General features: G+C 42.9%; 18 protein-coding genes and 2 other annotated features. Of the genes, 7 read left to right on the top strand and 11 right to left on the bottom strand.

The genetic code is table 11. The annotated features are described in order from the left end of the window. Nucleotides 1–63: 63 nt before the first annotated feature. The 4 genes from NE664_01895 (at nucleotide 64) to NE664_01910 (ending at nucleotide 5124) form a co-directional block, all read left to right on the top strand. Nucleotides 64–525 (top strand): hypothetical protein, encoded by a 462-nt coding sequence (locus tag NE664_01895; GenBank protein ID MCQ4725414.1) that lies wholly within the window; start codon nucleotides 64–66, stop codon nucleotides 523–525. A 527-nt stretch (nucleotides 526–1052) separates the two neighbouring features. Next, nucleotides 1053–1304, top strand: coding sequence for a hypothetical protein (locus NE664_01900; GenBank protein MCQ4725415.1), 252 nt, complete (start codon nucleotides 1053–1055; stop codon nucleotides 1302–1304). A 241-nt stretch (nucleotides 1305–1545) separates the two neighbouring features. After that, entirely contained in the window at nucleotides 1546–2316 is a 771-nt protein-coding gene (locus tag NE664_01905; protein ID MCQ4725416.1) for a prolipoprotein diacylglyceryl transferase, read from the top strand. 693 nt (nucleotides 2317–3009) lie between these two features. Next, nucleotides 3010–5124 carry a methyl-accepting chemotaxis protein gene (locus tag NE664_01910; protein ID MCQ4725417.1) on the top strand — a complete coding sequence of 705 codons (2115 nt, stop codon included), beginning with the start codon at nucleotides 3010–3012 and terminating at the stop codon, nucleotides 5122–5124. A gap of 326 nt (nucleotides 5125–5450) precedes the next feature. Here the strand turns inward: NE664_01910 and NE664_01915 are convergent, their stop codons facing one another. Continuing rightward, nucleotides 5451–7523 (bottom strand): heavy metal translocating P-type ATPase, encoded by a 2073-nt coding sequence (locus NE664_01915; GenBank protein ID MCQ4725418.1) that lies wholly within the window; start codon nucleotides 7521–7523, stop codon nucleotides 5451–5453. 75 nt (nucleotides 7524–7598) lie between these two features. Continuing rightward, nucleotides 7599–7880 (bottom strand): DUF6110 family protein, encoded by a 282-nt coding sequence (locus NE664_01920; GenBank protein ID MCQ4725419.1) that lies wholly within the window; start codon nucleotides 7878–7880, stop codon nucleotides 7599–7601. A gap of 410 nt (nucleotides 7881–8290) precedes the next feature. Here NE664_01920 and NE664_01925 point away from each other — a divergent pair, with 410 nt between their 5' ends. Beyond that, on the top strand, nucleotides 8291–8878 hold the full coding sequence (locus NE664_01925; GenBank protein ID MCQ4725420.1) for a helix-turn-helix domain-containing protein: 588 nt from the start codon (nucleotides 8291–8293) through the stop codon (nucleotides 8876–8878). A gap of 100 nt (nucleotides 8879–8978) precedes the next feature. Further along, nucleotides 8979–9614 carry a copper amine oxidase N-terminal domain-containing protein gene (locus NE664_01930; GenBank protein ID MCQ4725421.1) on the top strand — a complete coding sequence of 212 codons (636 nt, stop codon included), beginning with the start codon at nucleotides 8979–8981 and terminating at the stop codon, nucleotides 9612–9614. A gap of 460 nt (nucleotides 9615–10074) precedes the next feature. On the opposite strand, the gene NE664_01935 is transcribed toward NE664_01930, so the two are convergent. The 9 genes from NE664_01935 to alaS all read right to left on the bottom strand — a co-directional run bounded on the left by NE664_01935 (nucleotide 10075) and on the right by alaS (nucleotide 22007). Continuing rightward, nucleotides 10075–11415 carry an MATE family efflux transporter gene (locus tag NE664_01935; protein ID MCQ4725422.1) on the bottom strand — a complete coding sequence of 447 codons (1341 nt, stop codon included), beginning with the start codon at nucleotides 11413–11415 and terminating at the stop codon, nucleotides 10075–10077. A gap of 612 nt (nucleotides 11416–12027) precedes the next feature. Continuing rightward, complete coding sequence (locus NE664_01940) at nucleotides 12028–12801, bottom strand: ATP-binding cassette domain-containing protein (protein MCQ4725423.1); 774 nt, start codon at nucleotides 12799–12801, stop codon at nucleotides 12028–12030. Beyond that, nucleotides 12794–13678, bottom strand: a complete 885-nt coding sequence (locus NE664_01945; protein MCQ4725424.1) for an ABC transporter permease — start codon at nucleotides 13676–13678, stop codon at nucleotides 12794–12796. The genes NE664_01940 and NE664_01945 overlap by 8 nt, the downstream gene beginning before the upstream one ends. Nucleotides 13679–13724: 46 nt before the next feature. Continuing rightward, nucleotides 13725–14792 (bottom strand): ABC transporter substrate-binding protein, encoded by a 1068-nt coding sequence (locus NE664_01950; protein MCQ4725425.1) that lies wholly within the window; start codon nucleotides 14790–14792, stop codon nucleotides 13725–13727. A gap of 397 nt (nucleotides 14793–15189) precedes the next feature. Continuing rightward, nucleotides 15190–15439: a binding site (T-box leader), on the bottom strand. Between the two features lie 133 nt (nucleotides 15440–15572). Continuing rightward, the gene (gene dmpG, locus NE664_01955) at nucleotides 15573–16586 is read right to left on the bottom strand and encodes a 4-hydroxy-2-oxovalerate aldolase (GenBank protein MCQ4725426.1); all 1014 of its coding nucleotides are present in this window, start codon (nucleotides 16584–16586) and stop codon (nucleotides 15573–15575) included. 13 nt (nucleotides 16587–16599) lie between these two features. Continuing rightward, entirely contained in the window at nucleotides 16600–17466 is an 867-nt protein-coding gene (locus tag NE664_01960) for an acetaldehyde dehydrogenase (acetylating) (GenBank protein ID MCQ4725427.1), read from the bottom strand. A 23-nt stretch (nucleotides 17467–17489) separates the two neighbouring features. Continuing rightward, nucleotides 17490–18260 carry an IclR family transcriptional regulator gene (locus NE664_01965; GenBank protein ID MCQ4725428.1) on the bottom strand — a complete coding sequence of 257 codons (771 nt, stop codon included), beginning with the start codon at nucleotides 18258–18260 and terminating at the stop codon, nucleotides 17490–17492. A gap of 675 nt (nucleotides 18261–18935) precedes the next feature. Continuing rightward, entirely contained in the window at nucleotides 18936–19067 is a 132-nt protein-coding gene (locus NE664_01970) for a hypothetical protein (GenBank protein ID MCQ4725429.1), read from the bottom strand. A gap of 300 nt (nucleotides 19068–19367) precedes the next feature. Further along, nucleotides 19368–22007, bottom strand: coding sequence for an alanine--tRNA ligase (gene alaS / locus NE664_01975; GenBank protein ID MCQ4725430.1), 2640 nt, complete (start codon nucleotides 22005–22007; stop codon nucleotides 19368–19370). A gap of 115 nt (nucleotides 22008–22122) precedes the next feature. Then, nucleotides 22123–22342 (bottom strand) — a binding site (T-box leader). A gap of 123 nt (nucleotides 22343–22465) precedes the next feature. Here alaS and NE664_01980 point away from each other — a divergent pair. Beyond that, nucleotides 22466–23899, top strand: a complete 1434-nt coding sequence (locus NE664_01980; protein ID MCQ4725431.1) for a PLP-dependent aminotransferase family protein — start codon at nucleotides 22466–22468, stop codon at nucleotides 23897–23899. Nucleotides 23900–23928: the final 29 nt, after the last annotated feature.

Below are 23928 nucleotides of genomic sequence, written 5' to 3' on the forward strand. Positions count from 1 at the left end.
AAATACAAATATCATGGTAAAATAACTGTTAGGCATCAGATACATTTTAAGGAGGAAATATAAATGCAGTTAAGTGTAGGAGATATTCTTATTATCGCATCAATAATTATTGCTGTGGCTTTATTCGTCATGTTCCGCATAGGGAAAAAGAACTATGCCAAAAACCTTGAGGCTCAGACGTTTATTAACCAGTATAAAATGGTAACGCCGATACTTGTTATTGATAAAAAGTTTGAAAAACCGACTGCCGACAACCTGCCAAAGAATATTTACGAAAAGCTGCCGAAATCGGCCAAGCTTCGCAAAATGCCTATTGTCAAGGCAAAAGTCGGCCCACAGATCACAACTTTGATGTGCGACAAAAATATATATAACAACCTTCCTGTAAAAAAGACTGTGAAAGTCGAACTTGCGGGGGTTTATATATCAAATATAATAGGGCTTAACCTTGAAGCAAAACGGAATAAAACATGGCGCGAAAAACTTTCGGTTTGGCTTTTAAAAAACGGTCCGAAAAAAATGTGACAGTCCGGCGTTCCCCAAAAGGGGCGCCGGTTTTATTTTTTCCGTTAGCTTTAGTTTACAATAGCAGACACGGTTTTGACGGACGTCAGCGGCACAATATCTGTGTTAAATCCGTCTGGCTTAATATCCGCGCGCCGCAGCGCCTTTGCCCTGCTCTTACGACGCTGACGCCAATTCAACCATTCCGACCTCATAGGAAAAATTTTTTTGCAGTTCAAGTCGTATACGCGCCGCGCGGCGGATACTGAGTCAAGCGTGCGCAACGCAAAAATACGGAAATTTTTCCCTTGCAGGGCATGTGCGCCCTTGTAAACTAAAACTCTGAAAAAAACCTAAAAACAAAATATATTTCACCAGTATTGAAAAATTCGTCATATTATTGTAAAATATTTATGATTGTTAACTATTTTAATCAGAGCGCAATTCAGGAGTATATGTGGTCTGCTTGCACTGATTTAACACACTTTGATAATGACGGCATATTATATGCCTGATTATAAAAATGTTAACGGAAAGGGGTATTATGAATGGCAGTTGCATCTTTAGTTCTCGGCATATTGTCAATTATCTGCAGTTTTATAGGCTATCAGCCTGTGGGCATAGTATTAGCGGTAATCGGGATCGTACTCGGTTCAAAGGCATGCTGCGATCCGGCCAACGCTTCATTAGCGCGCGCCGGAAAAATTTGTTCTATCGTAGGCCTTGTTCTATGCCTTCTTATATTTGCCGTATGCGCGCTTTTTGTGGGAGCCGCTTTTACAATCGGCAGCTTTGTTTAAAGCCTGTATTATAATCCTGCCTTTGCAAATGTTTGCGGCAGGATTTGTCTTATTGAAACAAAATCGCATAAATATTTTCCAATACAACTGAAAATATCCGGCTGTGTTTATAACTGCATTTGCCGTATTTTCATGGCATATGCGGTTAATTTTTCACCGTTCACATTTTAGGCCGTGCATAAACCGTTCGGATTTAATGGATATCTGATTTTTGCGCGCTGTTCGTTTACTCGGAGGAAAAATGTATCCTTTTATAAATATATTAAACTATAAAATACCCGTTTACGGCCTGCTTTTTGTATCAGGCCTTATTGTTTCATATTTTTTCGCATACAGAAGGACAATTAAAGGAGGCCTTTCAGCTGACGGCCTCCTTATTATAACGGCATTTGCAATATCCTCAGCTGTTTTCGGCGCCAAGATACTTTATTTATCTGTTTCACTGCCACGCGAATTGCTTATAAGCCTTATAAAAGACGGAAAATTCGATCTTCTTATGCGCGGCGGGTTCGTATTTTACGGCGGCCTTGCAGGCGGGATTGTAGGAGCGGCGCTTGGAGCTAAAATTGCCGGTGTAAGCCTTTTAAGTTATGAAGCGGCTATAGTTCCGTTTATTCCCTTAGGCCACTCCTTCGGACGTATCGGCTGTTTTATGTCTGGCTGCTGTTTCGGCATACCGTATAACGGGATACCGGGCATCTGTTTTCCAAATTCTCTGGCCGGCCTTCCTCCTGACATATCCGTTTTTCCCGTGCAGCTTTTGGAATCGGCGGCAAACTTATTTATATGTATACTTTTAACCGTATACTCAAAAAAACCCCGCCGTAAATATGACATAACCCTGCTTTATCTCGGGCTTTACTCCCTGTGCAGATTCCCGCTTGAATTCCTAAGGGGCGATATGGCGCGCGGCTTGTTCCTTTCAATTTCAACTTCCCAGTGGATAAGCGCCGCCGTTGCCATTTCATGCTTATGTTATTTATTCTTCCGCCATAAAAAACAATTTTTATAATCCCGCCTTATGCGCATGGCATAATAAAAGCTAGCTTCTAATATATAAATGCAAAATTTTTTTAATTATCGCTTTTATACATGAAATATATAAATCCGCTTTTACCGAATTTTTAATTTATGCCTCCGCAATACAATTTACAGGCTGTTCATAAGCAGTAATGATAAAAACATACCAAAAAGCAGCTGCATATAATAATTTAAACCGTTACAATTAACAATCGCTAACTTCTTTTTTTCATACCTTTTCAAGAAAAAAATCTTTACTTAGAATATTTTATCTGCTATAATTTCACCAATTATTTAGTGTACGCTAATTTTAATTATTCAAAAACAATATTTTATAATAGAAAAAATAATATTGCGGTTTTCACAGCCGGATTATATATCCCATATGAAAAACACAGCCTGCAGATAACCAAATAAAATGTCGGCGTCCCCCTTAATATCCTTTCGTTTATCATAGTAAATTTTAAACCAAACAAGCCGAATCCGCTTTATTGGGCGGAGCCTTTTACTTCGCATATTATGAATAAAAAATATTAAATATCACATAATAGGTTCTTTCCTCCGCGCCGACCAAAAAGAAATAATAAACTGATTTATAATCATATTGATACAAAACGTCATGCATTTCAGGCTCTTCAAGAAAATTGCCTAAAAAATAAATAAAAAAAGGAGTAAAAACAAAAAAATGAAGAAAGTTAAATTAACAAAACCAAAAAAGATTTCAACATCACTAATCTTATTTTCAACGGCAATACTTTTCGTACTTAACCTGCTCTCAGCAATGATTATGATTTATATTACAGGCCATGGTATGAATCGGAAACAGGATGCATTTTTACAGCAAACTACATTGAGCGCCCAAAAACAGGTTGAAAATTTTATAGATAAATATACGGGCATTACGGAAGCGCTTGCAAACAACCAACAGTTAAGGGCTTCTTTAAAAGCTGACGGAATTGAAACAACAATATCCGAAAATAAAGATTTTTCAGATATTCTCGAAACCTTAAACGAAACAATGTCTAAATATCCGGATATTCTCGGAATAGGAATCGGCAGTATTGCGGAAGACAGCATTTACAATCAGGACGGACTGCGGCTTAATGTTTCATTAAGCGCCCGCCCATATTTTAGTTCTGCCAGCAAATCTACATACGTTACTCAGCCATACATAGACGAATCTACCGGCGAAATGTGTATTTCTGTCGCTTCTCCGATTGATGATGATAAAGGACTTCACGGCATTTTAATTGTAGATTTAAAGTTGGCGCAATTATCGGAGTTTTTATCCCAAATGTCTTTTGGCGGCTCCGGCCATAGCATACTGCTTTCCGATGACAACACAATTGTCGGATATGAAGAACTAAGCATTATAGGCAAAAATTTCAGCGACTTAAACGCATCAGGCGATATCCTGTCCGAAATAGATTCCCCAAGCGGAAAAGTTATAGCTTATCAGATAAGCGGTGAAAAAAGGGTAGGCGTTATGGCCGAACTGTCTAACGGAGGCTGGAAAGTCCTTACATCTATGTCGTCGGCAGAATATAACTCACAGACCGTAAAAACAATATTGTTCTTATTAATATTATTAATGTTTGTCGCGGTAATTGTGGCCGTTTCCCTGCGCCATATAATAGTAAAAAAACTGCGCCCTCTTTCGGAACTTAACCAAGGGTTAAAAGAAGTAAGCGGCGGCAACCTTAATTTATCGGTTTCATACAGAGCAAGCGATGAAATAGGCGAAATGGCAGATTCAATGAGATCATGCATTTCGAGCCTGTCGTCATATGTAGGCGAAATAAGCGACGTTATGGGAAGGCTTGCAAGCGGCGATCTCACAGTAAAACCAAGCATAGAATTTAACGGCGACTTTATTCCTATACAACGCTCCATATCCAAGTTTATAGATACCCTGACACAGCTTATTCGCGACATTTCACAGGCGTCTGATCAGGTTTCTTCAGGAGCCGGGCAAGTTTCTTCCGGAGCCCAGGCTTTGGCACAGGGCGCAACAGAGCAGGCATCGTCAGTTGAAGAACTTGCGGCAACGCTGTCCGAGCTTTCGTCAACTGTAAAGAACAATTCCGAAATGGCCCGGGCCGCCAGCATAAACGCAAATCAAGTAAACAACGAAATAATAGAAAGCAGTGAAAAAATGAACCATTCGCTTGAAGTAATGGAAGAAATACGCACCGGTGCCGGCAAAGTCAGCGGAATTATCAAGACAATTGAAGATATTGCTTTTCAGACAAATATACTGGCTTTAAACGCCGCCGTCGAGGCGGCGCGAGCCGGTCAGGCAGGAAGGGGCTTTGCAGTCGTAGCCGACGAGGTGCGCAACCTCGCCGCAAAATCCGCCGAAGCATCCAAAGCAACGACAGAACTTATCGGCGGCATGGTTTCATCTATAGAAAAAGGCAGCGGCAGTATGGAACAAACAAAACGGTATATGGATAATGTCGTTGCAAATGCAGATGAAATTACGGCTGTGTTTCAAAAAATTTCGGCCGCTTCGGAAGATCAGTTCACTTCCATTTCACAGGTTACACAAGGTACGGATCAAATTTCAAGCGTAGTGCAGACAAATTCCGCAACAGCCGAACAAAGCGCCGCCGCCAGTGAGGAACTTTCAAGCCAAGCTCTGCTTCTTAAAGAAATGATTGGAAAATTCAAGCTGACCGGATCGGAACCGCTTTCTTCCGAACCGCAAAACAATACGTTACATATACAAAACATCGATTCTATGATGTGCCAAAGCAGCGAAAGCGAAACGTCGCATTACTATGACGGCAAATACTGATTGCCCGGCTTCAAACATCTAAATATTCAAATAAACTATTTTATATAAATCCCATATTATACAAATCACTGCAAAATAAACGGCATGGCTTAAACGCCATGCCGTTATATTATTCGGCTATTTCCTTACATCCGTTGTTTAACACGCATCGCCGCAATATAAAAACCGCTTCAAACAGCTTTTCCAAACGGTCAACATTCAGATATACCTATATCCACTACGGTAAACGCATAACCGGATTTACATTCAATCGGAAAGAACCATGGCACGTTAAAACAGCATTTAAATCGTATAATAACAGCTTTCCGTATTAAACGCCGTCAGCCTTACTGCATAAGATTATTCATACTTTTAAGGCATATTCCAAGAGTTGAGGCATTATGGAAAAGCGCCGATGCCGTGGGTTGTATTACCCCTCCCACGCCAAGAAGTATAAGGCTTCCGTTAACTGCAAGTATAGTTTTATAGTTCATCCCGATTCTTTTCATCATAAGAGCGCTTAAACGCCTTAACGCAACAAGTTCCCAAAGACTTTCAGCAGATATTGTTATATCTGCAATTTCCCTTGCAAGTTCTGCTCCTTCGCTTATGGCAACGCCTGCGTTTGCAGCCGAGAGAGCCGGCGAATCGTTTATACCGTCGCCAACCATTATAACGCCGTTTCCCCTCTCCCTTTCCTTCTTAACAAATTCTGCTTTTTCATCAGGCAACGCTTCCGAATAATATTCGTCCACGCCTATTTTATCCGCAATAGCCGCAGCCGTACGTTCGCTGTCTCCGGTCATCATTACAATTTTCAGGCCTTCGCCTTTAAGCTCTTTGATAACGCTCGCCGCTTCTTCCCTAACCGGATCTTCTATGCATATAACCGCCGCAAGAACACTGTCAACTGCCAAATATAGATGCGAATATTCCGTCGGAAGTTCGTCAAACAGCTTTTCATATCCTTGACGTACAGTGCAGTTTTCATCTTCAAACACAAAATGGTAGCTTCCGATTATGACCCTCTTATCTCCGATATACGATGCAATTCCATGCGCAACAATATAGTCTACTTTCGAGTGCATCTCTTCATGTTCAAGGCGCCTTCTTTTTGCCTCGCGCACAACCGCCTTTGCCATTGGGTGTGGGAAATGTTCTTCAAGGCATGCCGCAACCCTCAGCATTTCCTCAGGGCTTCCCTCTCCGAACGAAATAACTTCCTTTACCTCCGGGCGCGCTTTTGTGAGTGTTCCCGTTTTATCAAACACAATAGTATCGGCGGCCGCAACGGCCTCAATATATTTTCCCCCTTTTATGGTTATACTGCGCGAATTTGCTTCACGTATTGCCGAAAGCACGGTTATCGGCATTGCAAGCTTGAGCGCGCACGAAAAGTCAACCATAAGCACAGAAAGCGCTTTCGTTACATTTCTTGTTACAGCCCATACGGCAGCTGTTCCCAAAAATGTGTAAGGCACAAGGCGATCCGCCAAATGCTCCGCCTTGCTTTCAACTGAAGATTTCAGCTTTTCCGTTTCTTCAATCATTTTTATAATCTTTTCAAATCTTGTGGAGCCTGAAACTTCTTTAATCTTAATAACAAGTTCGCCTTCTTCTATAACCGTGCCGGCGTAAACATATCCGTCCCGGCCTTTTTTCACAGGCAGCGGTTCGCCTGTCATTGATGCTTGGTTAACCATTGCCTCGCCTTCCGTTACAATTCCGTCGAACGGTATAACGCCTCCCATACGTACAACAACCTCGTCTCCACATTCAACGTCGTCCGTATTGGCGAGTATTTCCTGCTCTCCGTGCTTCACCCATACCTTGTTTACATTAAGCGACATGCTGCGAGCCAAATCTCCCACAGATTTTTTATGCGTCCATTCTTCAAGCAGTTCTCCTATTCCCAGCATAAACATAACCGACCCGGCCGTTGCAAAATCTCTTCTCGCAATTGACACTCCTATAGCGACCGCGTCCAAGACAGGCACTTCCAGCTTTTTTCTTAATAGGCATTTAATTCCGTTTCCTATATACCTTATGGACTTAACGGCAGTATTGATAACCCTTACAGGATATGGTATAAAGCATTTCATAAACATACGCATTCCTATTTTTAATATGAGTTTTTCCTTATAGTATGCGTTAATTTCCCTTCCGGAATTTTCCGCTATTCCTTCCGGAAGAGCCGCCGCTTCATATTTAAACCTCCTTAAAGCTTCAATTATTTCTTTCCTAGTGCAGGAATAAACAATCGCCGCATCGGCAGTGCGTTCATAAATCTTAACGCTTAATATCCCGTTAAATCCGTTTAAATAATAATAAAGTGTGTCAGCCTCTTTAAACGACATATTGTTTTGAGCCATATGCACGCGTATACGGCCTTCAATTTCATGTTTAATAATAAATTTCAAAATTATCCCTCCATGCCCTGTCGGGGCTTGAACAAAAAAGCGGAACTGAAAGCAAATCCAGTTCCGCCGCCATTTTTATTCTTCAGCTTTATTTTCAGCGTCTTCTACAACGGCCGCTTCCTTTTCAGCCGCCCTTTTTTCATTGATCTGTTTTGCCTGAGCAACAATATCTTCAGAATTTTCCTGAACCTCCGTTACAGTTTTCATAACGCTGTCCTTAACCCTGAGCGCCGCCGCCGTACACTGCACATACGCCCTTTTGGCGTCTTTGCTGGCAAGAAGTTTAACGCCTGCCGTTCCGAAAGCTACCCCTCCGAGGAACAAACCTAATTTTTTCATTTGCAAATCATTCAACATAAAAAATTCCCCCTTTATTTATGCTTATATCCTGTATACATTGCCATTGCAAAGCAAAAAACTGACGCCCATGCCCAAAACTTATGGTTTTTCATTTTTCTACCCCTCCTGCCAATTTAACATTCAGCCTTTTAAAATATTCGCTCCAACCAAGCGCAATAAGGCATGCAACATAAAATATCTAAACACAACTATAGTTGTGTATCGCTAATAACTAAGTAATTTTAGCACTATTCGCATTTTTTGTCAACATTAAAAGAAATATAGATTTCAGTGATCGTCCGCCTCTTATTTCATATAGAAAAAATTCCGTTTCGGTCATCATAGCATAATAAAAATAAAACTCAACCGAGCGTTTGTTGAAATTAAATTGTAAAACATATAAAATATATTTCATGGAGGTGATAAAAGTGGATTGTTCCAAAACAGGAGCGCTTATTTTAAAACTGCGCAAAGAAAAAGGACTTACTCAAAAAGCCCTTGCGGAAAAAATGAACATCAGCGACAGAGCAATTTCAAAATGGGAACGCGGGATCGGCTGCCCCGATGTATCGCTTCTTAATGAACTTTCGGAAATTTTCGGAGTCAATATCGAAAAAATACTTCTTGGCGATTTAGAACCCAATTTAAATGACGGAGGGAATATGAAAAAGATTAAATTTTATTTATGCCCGGACTGCGGAAATGTATTATCAGGTACAGGCAACGGCGAAATATACTGCTGCGGCAGGAAGCTTGGCGCGCTTATGCCCCAAAAGTCTGTTGAAGGCCACAATATTAATATAGAAGAAGTTGAAACGGATTATTATATAACAATGGAACATGAAATGGAAAAAAGCCACTATATTTCTTTTGCCGCATATGTGTCGTATGACAGGGCAATGATTATAAAAATGTATCCTGAACAGGCTGCCGAAATACGCCTGCCGAAAATGCGCCGCGGCGAACTCTATATCTGCTGTACAAAGCACGGCCTTATAAATGCCGGCAGGATTTGAAAATATATTTCCTAGATGTGGAACTTTTAAAAAAAATATCCGTACAAATTATAAATATAATAAACCGGACTGCCCAACTAACATGAACAGGAGTGAAAATATGAAAAAAGTATCTATTACAGCAGTTATTTCCGCGTTATCGCTCTGTATGGTTTCGCCTGCATTCGCTTCATATATTGAAAAAGGCGACTATACGGCACAAATCAATTCACTGCCTCTGACAGGGCATATATACGAAAATAAAGACCACGCCCACATGTTTCCCCTCAGGGAAACCGCCTGTCTCCTGGGATATGAAGTTGAATGGGAAGGCTCCACGCAGACTGCCACAGTTAAAGACGGGGAAAACTCCGTTTCATTAACAATAGGTAAAGACGAATATAATTCCAACGGCAATAAATCCCAATTAATGGCCGCGCCTGAATTAACCGACGGGCTGACATATGTGCCGTCGTTGTTTTTCAGCAAATTTTTTCCCGTAGATATGGTAAATGCAGAAAATGAATTGATAATTGTTACTTCCGATGAAAAAGGCGATCTTATTAAATCATGCGGAACGATAAAAGACGCCTCAATGAACACGCTTACTTTAAGCCTTGACGACGGCAGTGAAAAATCCTTTATAACGTCCGGCGCCGATATGTCCGGGTGCAACGGCCTTACAATCGGAAAAAATATAACCGTATACTATTACTCCGATTTTCCGGAAAAAGCGGTAAAAGCCGATGAAATATAAAAAGCTTTTCGGCGCGCCTTTAACGTGTAAACCGATATATCTCATTGTGTGCGTTTCTTGCCGCTTTTAACGTCAAAACTGCAAAAAACAAAGGCTGCCGCACATCCGAAAAATGTAAAACGGCAGTTTTTGTTTTTTAAAATGTTTTCAATTAACAAAACGGCATAAAAACAGGGCCCGTTACATTCACTGTTATCTCAAAACATTCCGCCCATATGCCTCATCATTCAATCCGTAAAATACAAATTGCAGTATAAAAATTCATCTGCAAAACCTTTTTTCCCGGAGCGCAGTTTACATACGGGCTACGCTTTGTAAGATTCCTTCAATATAGCGGCGACGCCGTTATTCATGTCCATGCCGTCATTTGCCGCAAAACCAAAAACATATTTCATAAATTTTTTATCCACGTTTTTTAAGGCGTTCTGTATAAATCTTATATCCCTTAAATAAAATAAATTCATTTCTGTTTATCAATTATGTTTTTTCCCTGCCAGCTTCCGCTGAACCATCTTATCAGAAACGCAACGCCCCTGAAACACTCATCCACGGCCATTGCAAGCCAGAACCCCGCAAGCCCCATGCCAAACGCGACGCCTAATATATATCCGCCCAGCACAGAAAAAATCCACATGCTTATAACTCCCAGCACAATCGGAAACATAATATCGCCCACAGCCTGCAAATCCCTTACCATAGTCATATTTACGGCCCTTCCTATTTCAAGGAATATGTCTATAAAAAGCACTGTGCGTCCCAGTTCTACGACATATTCGTCGTCAGTTAAAAACTTGAATATCGGTTCCGAAAAAACATAAAGCAAGGCCGATACCGCAAGGCTCACCGAAAGTGAAATTAAAAGCGTGCGCTGAACCTGTTTTTTTGTATTTTCAACATCCCTCGCTCCCATAAGCCTGCCTACAACGATTTGGCTTGCCTGCGAAATGGCGTTTGTATAAAGATATGAAATCATAACAAGCATATTTCCATATGTTTTGGCCGTTATAACCTGAGTTCCGAAATTATTTACCATTGTCTGTATCGCAAGCTGGCTTCCGGTGTATGACACGCTTTCGGCTCCGGACGGAAGGCCTATTGAAAGCAGGGTTTTAAGCTGGCCTGACGGGAACGGTTTCATATGCCTGAATGTTATCCGTCCGTCAACTTTTATTTTAAATATCGCAATCATAATCAAAAGCCCTATAAATCGGCTTGCAATACTGCTTACAGCCGCCCCTGCAATCCCTATATGCGGTATCAGCACGGCGTTTCCCGCTATGTTCAAAACATTTATAATAAACGAAACGGCCATTGATTCCTTCATAAGGGCGTTGCTTCTGAAAATAGCGGTAAAAGTGTTGTAAAGCCCTTGAAATATAATGCCCGCGCCGATAATGGAAATATAAATAACAGCCTCGTCCATAACGTCGCCCGGAACCCGCATTATTGAAAATATCGGACGTGCAAATCCGACAACCGCCGCGCTTACAATAACGCTTATAACGGCGTTTACAAAAACCGAAAGCGAATAAATTGTTTCAAGCCTTTTTTTGTCATTTGCGCCTTTATAAAGCGAAACAAGTATGGTTGTGGCAATACTTATAACGCTGAAAACAATTACAACCATATTCATTATCTGATTTGCATTTCCTATTGCGGCAACGCCCGTCTGGGAATACCTGCCAACCATAAACTGGTCTACGTTCCCAACAAGCATCTGCAAAAGCAATTCTATGAAGATAGGCCATGTCAGAAGTATTAATGTTTTTCCCCGCTTGGTATCCAACTTGTCTGTTTCCATTTAAAAATCCCCTTTTTATAAAATAAAACCGCAAAACGCAAAATAAAATGCCGTTATGCTTTTAAACGCATACCTTCGGTTTACAAAGGTATGCACGGTTGAGAACGCCTTTTACTCCACACGGTGAAATTTTTTTGTTATTCAAGGCTCAAATATTCCGGCTTGCCCATAGGCAATTCAAGTATCCGCAACGCAAAAGAACAGAAAAATTTGTCATGTGTAACGTATGTGCCTTGTAAACCGAAAACAACTTCCGCCAAAATTAACGGACTTAATACGAACGATAATATTCCTTTTCCCGGAATATGGCGTGAATTGCTTTCACCTAAAATCTACCGCAAGTTATTATATACTAAATTCACATATTTTCAAGCATAAATCTATAAAAAAGCAACGTATTTATGTGTAAAATTAACAAATAAAAATCCATTATGTTTTGTACAAAATTACTTAAACGTAGTATAAGGCGTACTCCTGCACAAATTTAATATCAGCGTCAAAATAATAAAGACGCGATTTCAATATACCCAAAAATACCGTTCGGCTTCCGTTACGGCAATAAAAAAACCGGACAGCGGATAATTCCCGCTTCCGGTTTCTGCGCTTTCATATTCAGTTGCCGCATTCAATGCTTATCTCGTTAAACAGCCCCAGTATTTCATCTATTCCTGTTTTTTCTTTTTCCTCGCCTTTTTTGTCAATAACAATATTGCCCTGGTGCATCATAATAAGCCTGCTGCCGTAATCCACGGCATATCTTAAATTATGGGTTACCATAATTGTGGTCAGGCGTTTTTCCTTAACAATGCTGTTTGTAAGCTCCATTATCAGATCGGCGGTTTTCGGATCGAGCGCCGCGGTATGCTCGTCTAGTATAAGGAATTTTATGGGCGTCATTGTGGCCATTAAAAGCGCCATTGCCTGTCTCTGCCCTCCCGAAAGGGAACCTACCTTTATATCAAGCTTATCTTCCAACCCCAGCTTCAGCTGGCTTAGCTGTTCTTTATAAAAATTTATCCGCGCCCTGTTTGTGCCGGGCTTCAAGCCGAAAGTTTTACCTTTATTGTCCGCAAGCGCCATGTTTTCAAGTATAGTCATGTTTGGGCATGTTCCCATAGACGGGTTTTGATATACGCGGCCTATTATTTTGTTCCTTTGGAATTCCTTTTTTGAAAGTATGCTCTGCCCGTCTATTTTTATATCCCCTTTTTCAATGGGTATACTGCCGCAGATTATGTTCAGCATTGACGTTTTTCCGGAACCGTTGCTTCCTATAACGGAAACAAACTGTCCGTCGTCAACTTTAAGGTCAAAGCCGTTAAAAAGACACATCTCATTAATCGTTCCCGGGTTATAGTATTTATATATTGAATTTAATTCAAGCATCGCCTTTCACCTTCTTTTTCCTGTCCATTGTAGCAACAAGTATTATAAGGAACAGCAGCGCCGTAATAAGCTTCATATCCGACGCTTTAAATCCTTGGGCAATAGCTAACGCCACACACCCCTTATAAAGTATGGAACCTATAAGAACGGCGCTTGTAGGGCGTATAAAACGGCTGTTTTTAAATATATTTGTGCCTATTATAACGCTTGCAAGGCCTATTACGACGGTTCCCGTTCCCATGGATATATCAAAAAACCTCTGCTGCTGGCACATTGCGCTGCCGCCTAGGGCGACAAGGCCGTTTGCTATCGCAAGGCCGACTATTTTAACAAGGCCGTGGTCTTTGGCAAGGCTTGTAACTATAACCGGATTGTCGCCCGCCGCCCTTAAAAGGTATCCCGATTTCGTCCTTAAATATCCGTCAAGCAGATATTTTGCAACCAACGACAATATAAGCGCGATAAAAAACGTCTTATATGCCGTAAATCCATGAGGCATAACGGAATTAACCGCCGGATTGTCAAAAACCGTAGGCTGTGTAAATATCGGCACGTTGGCTTTTCCCGTAATCCTCATATTAATGCTGTAAAGCGCCGTCATCATTATAATTCCCGAAAGGAGATCCCTTACTTTAAACTTAACATGTATAAGCCCCGTTACCGCCCCTGCCAACGCTCCCGCGGCAAATGAGGCGATAAGCGCCGCATATGGGTTTGCGCCGCCCGTTATGAGCACCGCCGTCACAGCCGCCCCCATGGGAAACGTCCCATCCACGGTTAAATCCGGGAAATCAAGTATTTTATATGTTATATAAACTCCCAGGGCCATTATGCCGTATATAAGCCCCTGCTCCAAAACGCCTATCAGTATTCCCATTTTGCCGCGTCCTCCCAAAAGATTTTATTTGCCGCACACCGTTTGCTTATTGTCCGGCTATTGTATCGAATGTTTCAATCGCGCCCGCCGCATATTCCCCGTCTATTTCAATATTGAGGTTTTCAGCCGCCGCTAAATTTATATAAAGCCCCGCTTCGGATATCGTTTCAAAGTTCATTTCGCTTGCTTTGGATTCTCCTTTTAAAACCTTTGCCGCCATTTTTCCGGTCTGCACTCCGAGATCCACAAAATCAAGGCCTACAGCCGCAACGCATCCGTTTTTAACCTGTTCGACTTCACTGCCGAAAACAGGGACTCCCGCGGCGTTTGCTTTTGAAATTACCGTTGCAAGGCTCTGTACAACCGTGTTGTCAGTTAAGTTGTTAAGACAGTCCACTTTTGTAAGAAGGCTGTCAACAGCCATAGGAACGTCTGCCTGAGTTGTTATGCCCACCGTTTCAAGCTCAAAACCGTAGTCGGCAACAGCCGCTTCATATTCTTTTATTGTGGATTCCGAATTTGTTTCGCTTGTAGTATAAATAATTCCAATCGTTTTCGCATCTGGAAGTATTTCCCTAATCATTTCAAGCTGTGCTTCGACGGGAAGTTTGTCGCTTGTTCCCGTAATTTCTCCTACAGGCGTGCCGTCGGCATTTGCAAGGCCTGTCGCAACAGGATTGTTAACCGCCGTAAATACTACCGGAATATCCGTATTCATAGTTGCGGCATATGCGCTTGCCGCGCTGGGCGTCGCAATCGGGCAAATCATGTCAACCCCGTTTGAAACAAAATTGTCTGCAATCTGGCCTGCCGTTCCCGTATCGGCCTGGGCGTTCTGGAAAAGCACCGTAAGGTTTTCGCCTTCCACAATGCCTTCCTGCGCAAGCCCTTCAAGAAGCCCTTCGCGGCAGTTGTCAAGGGAGCCGTGCTCGGCAAACTGTGAAATTCCTATCGTATATGTTTCCCCGCCGGCAGTTTCCTCGCCGCCGCCATTCTCCTCCCCGCTTTCTTCCTGCGTTCCTGTTTGCGCCTGTTCCGGCGTTTCCGACGAACACCCTGCAAATGCGCCTGCCATTGTAAGAGCCAATACTAAAGCCAAAATTTTCTTCTTCATAATAAATATCCCCTTTTCATTGTCTTTTTTAGTTTGCTTGCTTCATGAAACTTAATACTTTCAATATGATTTTTATACGTTATGCATTTTAACTCCGCGCGCCGAAAACGTTAAAAACACATTGAAAAAATACATTAAATTTCATTTTAAAAATGCTGCCTCAATCTCGCCGAAACATACAGATTATGTCTCTGACGACGGGATTAAACATAAAATTTCTTATATAATAGTGAAAATTATATAAATCCCGCAATTTATATAAAGCGCCGTATCCGTTTTAAAGCATTTGTATATGGTAAATACAATTATTGCGGATTTTTAAATATATTTTAAATTTTTAAAGCCGAAAATAAGTACACGTCCCTTTGCCAACAAAAAAACCGCCGCAAGCATTACTGCTTGAGGCGGTTATAAACAAAGTTATAATCGTGGTACCACTCAAATTGCCTTAAAAAAGGCCGCTCATTTCATGTACAACCATACATGCCTAATTTATAACGGGTAAGGTTCCCGGCGGCATCTACTTGCATAAGCTTTCAAGCCGCGCTCAGAAGTCCATTCGGCAAGCAACTTTATACCGCATTCCCACCGCCGGCGGCTCTCTTTGATATCATTGCAGGCTTACTCGTCTTCGTCATCGCTTTATATTCTTTAATTGAGATGTATTCTAACACCGTTTATTAAAATAGTCAATAGTTTTTTTCAATATTTTTTTATTTATTTTTCCGTTTCTTCATGATGCTAAAACCGGCGGAACATAAGGCCGACGGAAAGAGTTGTTTATACGCCTTTTTCCTTCGCAAGCTGATAAGCTACGTCGACAATCATATCTTCCTGCCCGCCTACCATTCTTCTTTTTCCCAATTCCACAAGTATATCCCTCGGGTTAAGCCCGAATTTTTCCGCCGCCCTGTATGTATGAAGAAGAAAACTTGAATAAACCCCAGCATACCCCAGCATAAGCGGAGCTGTTTTTATAACCTGCGGCCTGTGCATAATAGGTTCTACTATTTCTTCTGCGATATCCTGAAGCCCGTACATGTCAAGCCCTGTGTTGTATCCCAGCCTGTCGAACACCGCGGCCAAAACCTCAAGCTGGGTATTGCCGGCGCCCGCCCCAAGGCCGCGGCATGTAGCGTCGATATATGTGGCTCCCGCTTCAACTGCCGCAATAGAGTTTGCAACAGCAAGGCTTAAATTGTTATGCGCATGAAAACCTACCGGAATATTCAGGCCTTCCGCAAGGGTTCCGACACGGCTTGTTACATCCTGAGGAAGCAGGTATCCCGACGAATCGGCAAGGTTTATGTAATCCGCCCCGGCGGCTTCAAAAATCTTGGCCTGTTCAAGCAGTTTTTCCGGCTCCGCCATATGTACCATCATCAAAAATCCCACGGCCATCATGCCCATTTTCTTGGCGGCCTTTATATGCTGTATGCCTACGTCGGCTTCTGTGCAGTGCGTTGCAACGCGCACAACACGGGCCCCGTTTTCATACGCTTCTTCCATATCCTCGATAGTTCCAATACCCGGTATAAGCAGGATTGCCTGTTTTGCATTTTTAACAACTCCGCTCACAGACTTTATCAAATCCATTTCATTATACTTTGAAAAGCCGTAATTAATGGTTGAACCCGTTATGCCGTCGCCATGGGCGCATTCTATAATATCGACTCCCGTTTTATCAAGCCCGCCGGCAATCTTTGCCGCCTGTTCCGGGGAAAAGCTGTGGCTTACAGCGTGACTGCCGTCGCGCAGGGTTGTGTCTACAATGTTTATTTTCCGTTTTTCCATTTTATTTTCCCCCTTATCGTTCGCCCAACATTTTAGCGGCCAGTTTTTCCGCAACTGCTACGGCGGCCGAATTTATTATGTCAAGATTTCCGGAATACTTTGGCAGGAAATCCCCCGCCCCTTCAACCTGTACTATAACCGTAACTTTATTGCCGTCTATGATAGGCGGAACCCTGAGCTTATATCCCGGCGTGTACTGCTGAACTTCGGCAACACGCTTGTTAACGGCTTCAATTATAGCCTTTTCATCAGGATTTTTAACTATCGTATAGATCGTATTGCACATCATAACCGGCGGCTCTGCGGGGTTAAGTATTATTATGGCCTTTGCCCTGTCCGCGCCGCCTATTATTTCAAGGCTCTTTCTTGTCGTCTGGGTAAATTCGTCAATGCTTGCCCTCGTTCCCGGGCCGGCGCTTTTTGAAGAAATGCTTGCCACAATCTCGGCATATTCCACGTCGGCGGTTTCATTTATGGCGTTTACAATGGGTATTGTGGCCTGCCCGCCGCATGTAACCATATTAAAATTGTCGGCATCCTGTATGCTGTCGAGGTTTACGCACGGCACTACATAAGGCCCTACCGCCGCCGGAGTCATATCGATTGCGATCTTGCCTGCCGCTTTAAGCGCCGGGGCGTTTGCCATATGCGCGCTGGCAAGCGTGGCGTCAAATACAATTTTAACATCCGGATCATCGGCGACAGCCTTCACGCCTTCTGTCGAGGTTTTAAATCCAAGCTTTTCGGCCCTTTTAAGCCCCTCGCTTTCAACAATACCCGTCATAAAATCCATTTGAAGGTTTCTGCTTTTCATGACCTTATACATCAAATCCGTCCCGATATTTCCGGGGCCTATAATGCCTACCTTAATTTTTTCCATTCCGCTTTCCCCTTTCCGAAATACTAATCCCTGCATCCGATTTTAAATGAAATATCCTTTGCGCATTTCACAATATCATCTGCAATAACGCTTATCGCATCAGGCGTCATTTTGTTTGCCATGCCCGAAATACTTATTGCGGCCACCGGTTCCTTTTTGCAGTTAAATATCGGCGCGGCTACGCACCTGAGCCCTATTTCTATTTCCTCCCTGTCTTGGGCATAGCCTTTTTTTGCGATTATCGAAAGTTCCTTTTCAAGCTCCGCTTCGTTTTTAATGGAATTAGGAGTTTTAACCGTAAATTCCCTGCCGAGTATATATTTTTCTATATAGCTTTTAGGAAGATATGCAAGCATCGCTTTTCCAACGCCTGTGCATGTCATGGGAGCGCGCTTTCCGACTTGAGAATATGTAATCAGGAAATCAGGCATATCAAACTTGTCTATATATACAACCTCGCCCTCACAATGTGTAGCCAAATGTACTGTCTGACCGTATTTTTGTGAAAGCATTTCACAAAACGGCCTTGCCTCGCTTCTTAAATCCATACGGCTTTCCACCGTTCTGCCCATTTCAAAAAGCTTCATGCCAAGCTTATATTTCTTTGTCGAACCGTCCTGCTCAAGATACCCATAGCTTACAAGGGTATTAACAAGGCCGTAAACAGTGCTTTTACTGAGGTTCATACATTCGGAAATTTCCGAAATGCCCATTTCCCTCCTGTTTGAAAAGTATTCCAGTATATCCAGCGCCCTGGCAACCGACTGTATTATAACCCCTTTAGGATTTGCCATAACAAAACTCCTTTTTTCGGTATAACCGAACTATATTCGTAATTTCTGTATGTTTATATTATTGCACCTTTTAAACCGATATGTCAATGGAGTTTTATATGAAATTATATATAAATATTTCCATTCCCAAATAGCAACATTGCCGAAAAATAAAATTAATCCGCGTTAACCCATACAAATCTGCCGAAATTTATTCTTCTTTATTTCAAACCTTTTGAACATTCATTCCACTGTTATACACGATACGGCGCATTTAAGTTATTATACCAATATATCTTCAATCTGCATGCGGTTTTGGCGTCCCAAAACATACCATAATAAGATATATATAAAACGCTTTGCCGGCTTCGGTTTACCGATGATACTTACGGTTTTCGGTAAGTAAAGGCGAAATATCCGCATTAAAGCCGCTTGGCTTGGGATTTTCCGCGCCCGCGCGTCTTTGCCCAGATTTTGCGCCTTTTCTGCCGTTAAAACTCTTACGGCCTTACCAAGGGAAAAACTTTTGCCGTTCAAAGCGCGGCACGCATCCTATGACAAGCGCATAAATACCGAAATGCGAAATTTTTTCCTTGCGTGGCATATGTGCCATTGTAAACCGAATCCGGCATTGCCGTTTATAGAATTTTTTCATATCTTCATCTTACAATGACACACATGCTCCGAAGGGAATTTTTACTGCCCTTCCGTTCTCCAAATATTCGGCTGGACTATTGAAATTCCCTTCATAGAACGCTGCCCGCCGCGGCTCTTACACGGTTCGTATGATTCTCCGGCGGCAAGCCTATGCGTCTGCTTTTTGAACAATAAAAAATTTTCTCCGTTCGCATCCGAGAAAAGCATCGGCAATTTAAAATCAGAAAAAATGCTCGGGAGCCGTCGAAATTATGCCAAATAAATTCCCCAACGTATATTCCCCCGTAAACCGAATTTATCTTATATTCCACAAAAAAACGGATCGGCGCAAAATACGCCAATCCGTTAAAGCGGCATGAATCCGCAGTATTAAATTTTACCTCCGCAAAACCTCTAAATAATTTCTTCCAAAGCGTCCGCCGCATTTGTATTTCAGACGTAAACATGCTTTTTCCAAAATCGTTACGGCCATTAAATTTGGCTCTTTATAACTTCCAAAGCCTTTTGAAGCGCATCGCCTATTTTAGACGCGTCCTTTCCGCCTGCCTGGGCCATATTCGGCTTTCCGCCGCCGCCTCCGCCGCATACGGCCGCCGCCGCTTTTATAATGCTGCCGCAATGCGCGCCTTTCTTAACGGCGTCGTCCGTTGCCATTGCCACAAGGTTAACCTTGCCTTCGTTTTCGCTTGCGAGCGCTATAACAAGGCTTCCTAGTTTATTTTTAAGCTCGTCGCCCATTGTTTTAAGCCCTGCCCCGTCGGAGCCTTTAACTTCGGCACATATTACGTTTATGCCGTTAATTTCCGTTTTGCCTTCCAATATGTTTCCTGCCGCGTCTCCCGCCATTTTGGCTTTAAGCGCGCTTAATTCCTTGGAAATGGTTTTCTGTTCCGCAATAAGCCCCTCAACGCGTTTAACCATATTGTCCGGCGTTGTCTTAAGGGCCGCGCATACGTTTTTAAGCATATCCTCTTGGCGCTGGTAGAACTTAACGGCTCCCGCGCCCGTAAGCGCCTCAATCCTTCTTACGCCCGATGCAACGCCGCCTTCAGAGACAATTTTAAAACTTCCTATCTGAGCCGTATTTTTAAGGTGCGCACCGCCGCAAAGCTCTATGGAGTATCCGCCCATGTCCACAACGCGCACAATATTGCCGTATTTCTCGCCGAAAAGAGCCGTCGCACCCATTTTGCGCGCGTCGTCTATGGTTTTTTCGCAAGCCGTAATGTCAATGCTTTCGTATATCTTTTCATTTACGATATTTTCGACTTTCCTTATTTCTTCCGCCGTCATTGCCGTAAAGTGGGTAAAGTCAAAACGCAGCCTGTCTGCCGAAACATACGATCCGGCCTGTTGGATATGGGTTCCAAGCACGTCCCTTAAAGCTTTCTGAAGAAGGTGAGTAGCGCTGTGGTTCCTTGAAATCGAAAGCCTGTTTTTAACGTCGTACGACGCCGACGCTTTTTCTCCCACTTTAATGCTTCCGTCCACAACAGAACCTATATGGGCAATTTTGCCGCCTACTACCTTTATGCAGTCGGTCACCTCAACCGTGCCCATATTCGTTTTAATCACTCCGATATCTCCTACCTGGCCGCCCATTTCCGCATAAAAAGGCGTTCTGTCAAGGAATACGGAAACTTCGTCGCCCACCGAAGCGGTTTCCGAAACTTCATTGTTCGCCACGACGGCTATAATTTCGGCGTCATCTACAACGCTTACGTCGTAGCCTGCAAATTCCGTCGTCATATTTGTATCCAACTGATGGTAAACCGTTTCGTCGGCGCCCATATAGTTGCTTTCGGCGCGCGCCGCCCTTGCCCTTTCCTTTTGTATTTTCATTTCCTCGAGGAAAGCGTCCTCGTCAAGGGATATCCCTTCTTCTTCAAGTATTTCCTTTGTAAGGTCGATAGGGAAACCGTATGTGTCGTAAAGGCGGAAACTCATAGCTCCGTCCATCACATTCCTGCCGGCGGCTTTAATTTCGGCTATATCGTTTTTAAGTATTTCCATGCCTTTGTCAATGGTTTTGTAAAAGCTGTTTTCTTCAACCGAAAGCACTTTTTTAATATAGTCTTTCTTCTCCACAAGCTCCGGATAGGCTTCGCCGCTGCACTCTATGACAACGTCGCAGAGGTTTGCCAAAAACTCGCCGTTTATACCGAGAAGCTTGCCGTGGCGTGCGGCGCGCCTTAAAAGCCTCCTTAAAACGTATCCGCGCCCTTCATTTGAAGGAAGCACTCCGTCGGCAGTCATAAACGTAACGGAACGTATATGGTCGGTTATAACGCGCACGCTTACGTCCGTTTTATGGTCTTTCATGTATTCAACGCCCGCAATGCGGCATACCTCGTCCCTTAAAGCCTTAACCGTATCGACGTCGAATATGGAATCTACGCCCTGCATAATCGCCGCCATTCGTTCAAGGCCCATGCCCGTATCTATATTTTTAAACTCGAGATCCGTATAAGTCCCGTCCGGCTCGGCGTTAAACTGTGTGAAAACGAGGTTCCAAAATTCCATATAGCGGTCGCAGTCGCACCCTACCGTACAGCCTTCTTTGCCGCAGCCGTATTTCTCTCCCCTGTCGTAATAAATTTCGGAACATGGGCCGCATGGGCCTGTTCCGTGTTCCCAAAAATTATCTTCTTTACCCATGTAAAAAATTCTGTCTTTAGGGAGGCCCACAACCTCATGCCATATTTTAGCCGCCTCGTCGTCGTCCTTATAAACAGTCACATAAAGCTTATCCTCAGGTATTTCCATAACCTTTGTAACAAATTCCCAGCTCCACGGTATTATTTCCATCTTGAAATAATCTCCGAATGAGAAATCGCCGAGCATTTCAAAGAAAGTTCCGTGGCGCGCCGTTTTGCCGACGTTTTCAATATCGCCCGTCCTTATGCATTTTTGGCATGTCGTAACCCTTTTGCTCGGCGGCGTTTCCTGCCCCGTAAAGAACGGTTTAAGCGGCGCCATGCCGGAGTTTATAAGCAAAAGGCTGTTGTCGTTATGCGGTATCAAAGACGCGCTCGGCAGCCTTAAATGCTGTTTGCTTTCGAAAAACGAAAGGAACTTTTCCCTTACTTCATTAACTCCCATTTGTTTCATACTCAAATTCTCCTTTGTTTTAATAATATCAGTATCCCCGAAATAGGTATTTTTAACAGCCGCACAATGCGGCATAATGAATATCGGAGCATAAAAAAAAGCGCGTCCAATCCCTCTAAGGGACGAGAACACACTCGCGGTACCACCCTAATTATGCAAAAAAGCATCTCTTATCTTCCTTTTAACGCAAGGGAAACGTCCCGCTTTATGCGGGAAGCCCGGAAAAATCCAAAAAGGCTGCTTCGCCGTCATACCTCATAAAAACCTTACAGCCAAAGGGTTTTCTCTCTTAAATGGCAGTTAAGCCGGCTACTTCTCCTTTTTATGGCTTTTAAACCTTTATTCCAACAAAAATGATTATATTTTAATACAACTTTGTTGTCAATAAATATTTATATTAAAAACACAATATATTATAGTATAATTGTATTAATACAAAAACACAGAAAGGAACGGCCATGGACAGTATATTTAATATAAAAGTAGACAAAACGCTTCAGACGCCTCTGTACAGGCAGCTTGGCGACGCAATATTCCTTCTTATCGAAAACGGCGTTCTCAAACCAAATGAAAAACTGCCGCCGATACGCCGCCTTGCGGAAGAAGCCGGCGTTAATAACTCAACGGCGGTTTCAGCCTATAAATACCTTGAAAACAAAAAGGCCGTCTATTCCCAAACAGGCAGCGGCACCTTTGTTTCCCCCATACCGCTTGAAGAAATACCCCCGCCCGTTATAGAAGAGCACATGCGCCTTATAAAACGGCCTGAAGCGGGACCGGGCATTATAAATTTCACAAGCACGTCCCTGCCCCAAGAGCTTTTCCCTGTCGACGAATTCAAGTCCGCCTTCGATTCCCTCCTCGACAGGGAGCGCGGGAACGCCTTTGGCAACATGGACGCCCAAGGTTTTTTCCCATTGCGTGAAAGCCTCTGCAAATATCTGGAAATATACGGCATTAACCAAACTCCCGATAATATACAGGTGCTGTCCGGCGCTCAGCAGGGAATCGATACGGTAAGCAAAGCAATGGCGTCATACGGCGACGTTGTCTTTATGGAGAAGCCTACATTTTACGGCGCGGCCGGCTCCTTTCTTTCAAGAGGATGTCAGATTATCGAAATACCCATGGAGCACGACGGCATGGATATTTCCGCTTTGGAAAACCTCGCAAAGCTGTACCGTCCGAAATTCATATATATAATGGCGTATTTCCAAACCCCCACAGGCGCGACGTATTCCTCCGCCAAAAAGAAAACCATACTGGATCTCGCGGAAAAATATAACTTTTATATAATCGAGGACGATAACCTTTATGACTTCAATTATTCAAAAGAACCTATCGTCCCTTTCAAAGCCCTGGACTACCGCAACAGGGTCGTATACATCAAAAGCTTTTCCAAAATACTTATGCCGGGGCTGAGGGTGGGATTTGCGGCAATGCCGAAAAAAATCATTTCCAGAATGACGACGGCCAAATATACAACCGACATTTCAACAAGCGGTTTTCTTCAAAAAGCGCTTGATATATATTTCAGGGAAAACAACTGGCGGGAACACATAAAATCAATACGTCTTTACGGCATGGAAAAATACAGGATTGCCGTTAAATATGCCGACAGGCTTTTAAAACCTTATGCAAAATACCATAAGCCTAACGGAGGCATAAGCCTTTGGATTGATACGAAAGGAATACCCGCCGACGAGCTTTTAAAAGCCTGCGCGCAAAAAAACGTACTCCTTTCCCATGGCGGCCAATTTTATATAAACGGCGAAAACAGCAGTTATGTGCGCCTTTCGTTTATCAACGTAAGCGACGAAAAACTCGAAGCCGGCATACGGCGCATGGGCGAATGTTTAAAGGGCTTTACAACAGGCGGCAAAAAGGTATAATAATTATATTACTATATTTATGAAATTAC

It is taken from the genome of Anaerotignum faecicola (genome assembly GCA_024460105.1).
Lineage (GTDB): Bacteria > Bacillota > Clostridia > Lachnospirales > Anaerotignaceae > JANFXS01.

Coding starts and splice junctions, on each gene's coding strand:
- NE664_01895 (MCQ4725414.1), top strand. CDS start 64: ATGCAGTTAAGTGTAGGAGATATTCTTATTATCGCATCAATAATTATT.
- NE664_01900 (MCQ4725415.1), top strand. CDS start 1,053: ATGGCAGTTGCATCTTTAGTTCTCGGCATATTGTCAATTATCTGCAGT.
- NE664_01905 (MCQ4725416.1), top strand. CDS start 1,546: ATGTATCCTTTTATAAATATATTAAACTATAAAATACCCGTTTACGGC.
- NE664_01910 (MCQ4725417.1), top strand. CDS start 3,010: ATGAAGAAAGTTAAATTAACAAAACCAAAAAAGATTTCAACATCACTA.
- NE664_01920 (MCQ4725419.1), bottom strand. CDS start 7,880: ATGTTGAATGATTTGCAAATGAAAAAATTAGGTTTGTTCCTCGGAGGG.
- NE664_01930 (MCQ4725421.1), top strand. CDS start 8,979: ATGAAAAAAGTATCTATTACAGCAGTTATTTCCGCGTTATCGCTCTGT.
- NE664_01935 (MCQ4725422.1), bottom strand. CDS start 11,415: ATGGAAACAGACAAGTTGGATACCAAGCGGGGAAAAACATTAATACTT.
- NE664_01940 (MCQ4725423.1), bottom strand. CDS start 12,801: ATGCTTGAATTAAATTCAATATATAAATACTATAACCCGGGAACGATT.
- NE664_01945 (MCQ4725424.1), bottom strand. CDS start 13,678: ATGGGAATACTGATAGGCGTTTTGGAGCAGGGGCTTATATACGGCATA.
- NE664_01950 (MCQ4725425.1), bottom strand. CDS start 14,792: ATGAAGAAGAAAATTTTGGCTTTAGTATTGGCTCTTACAATGGCAGGC.
- dmpG (MCQ4725426.1), bottom strand. CDS start 16,586: ATGGAAAAACGGAAAATAAACATTGTAGACACAACCCTGCGCGACGGC.
- NE664_01960 (MCQ4725427.1), bottom strand. CDS start 17,466: ATGGAAAAAATTAAGGTAGGCATTATAGGCCCCGGAAATATCGGGACG.
- NE664_01965 (MCQ4725428.1), bottom strand. CDS start 18,260: ATGGCAAATCCTAAAGGGGTTATAATACAGTCGGTTGCCAGGGCGCTG.
- alaS (MCQ4725430.1), bottom strand. CDS start 22,007: ATGAAACAAATGGGAGTTAATGAAGTAAGGGAAAAGTTCCTTTCGTTT.
- NE664_01980 (MCQ4725431.1), top strand. CDS start 22,466: ATGGACAGTATATTTAATATAAAAGTAGACAAAACGCTTCAGACGCCT.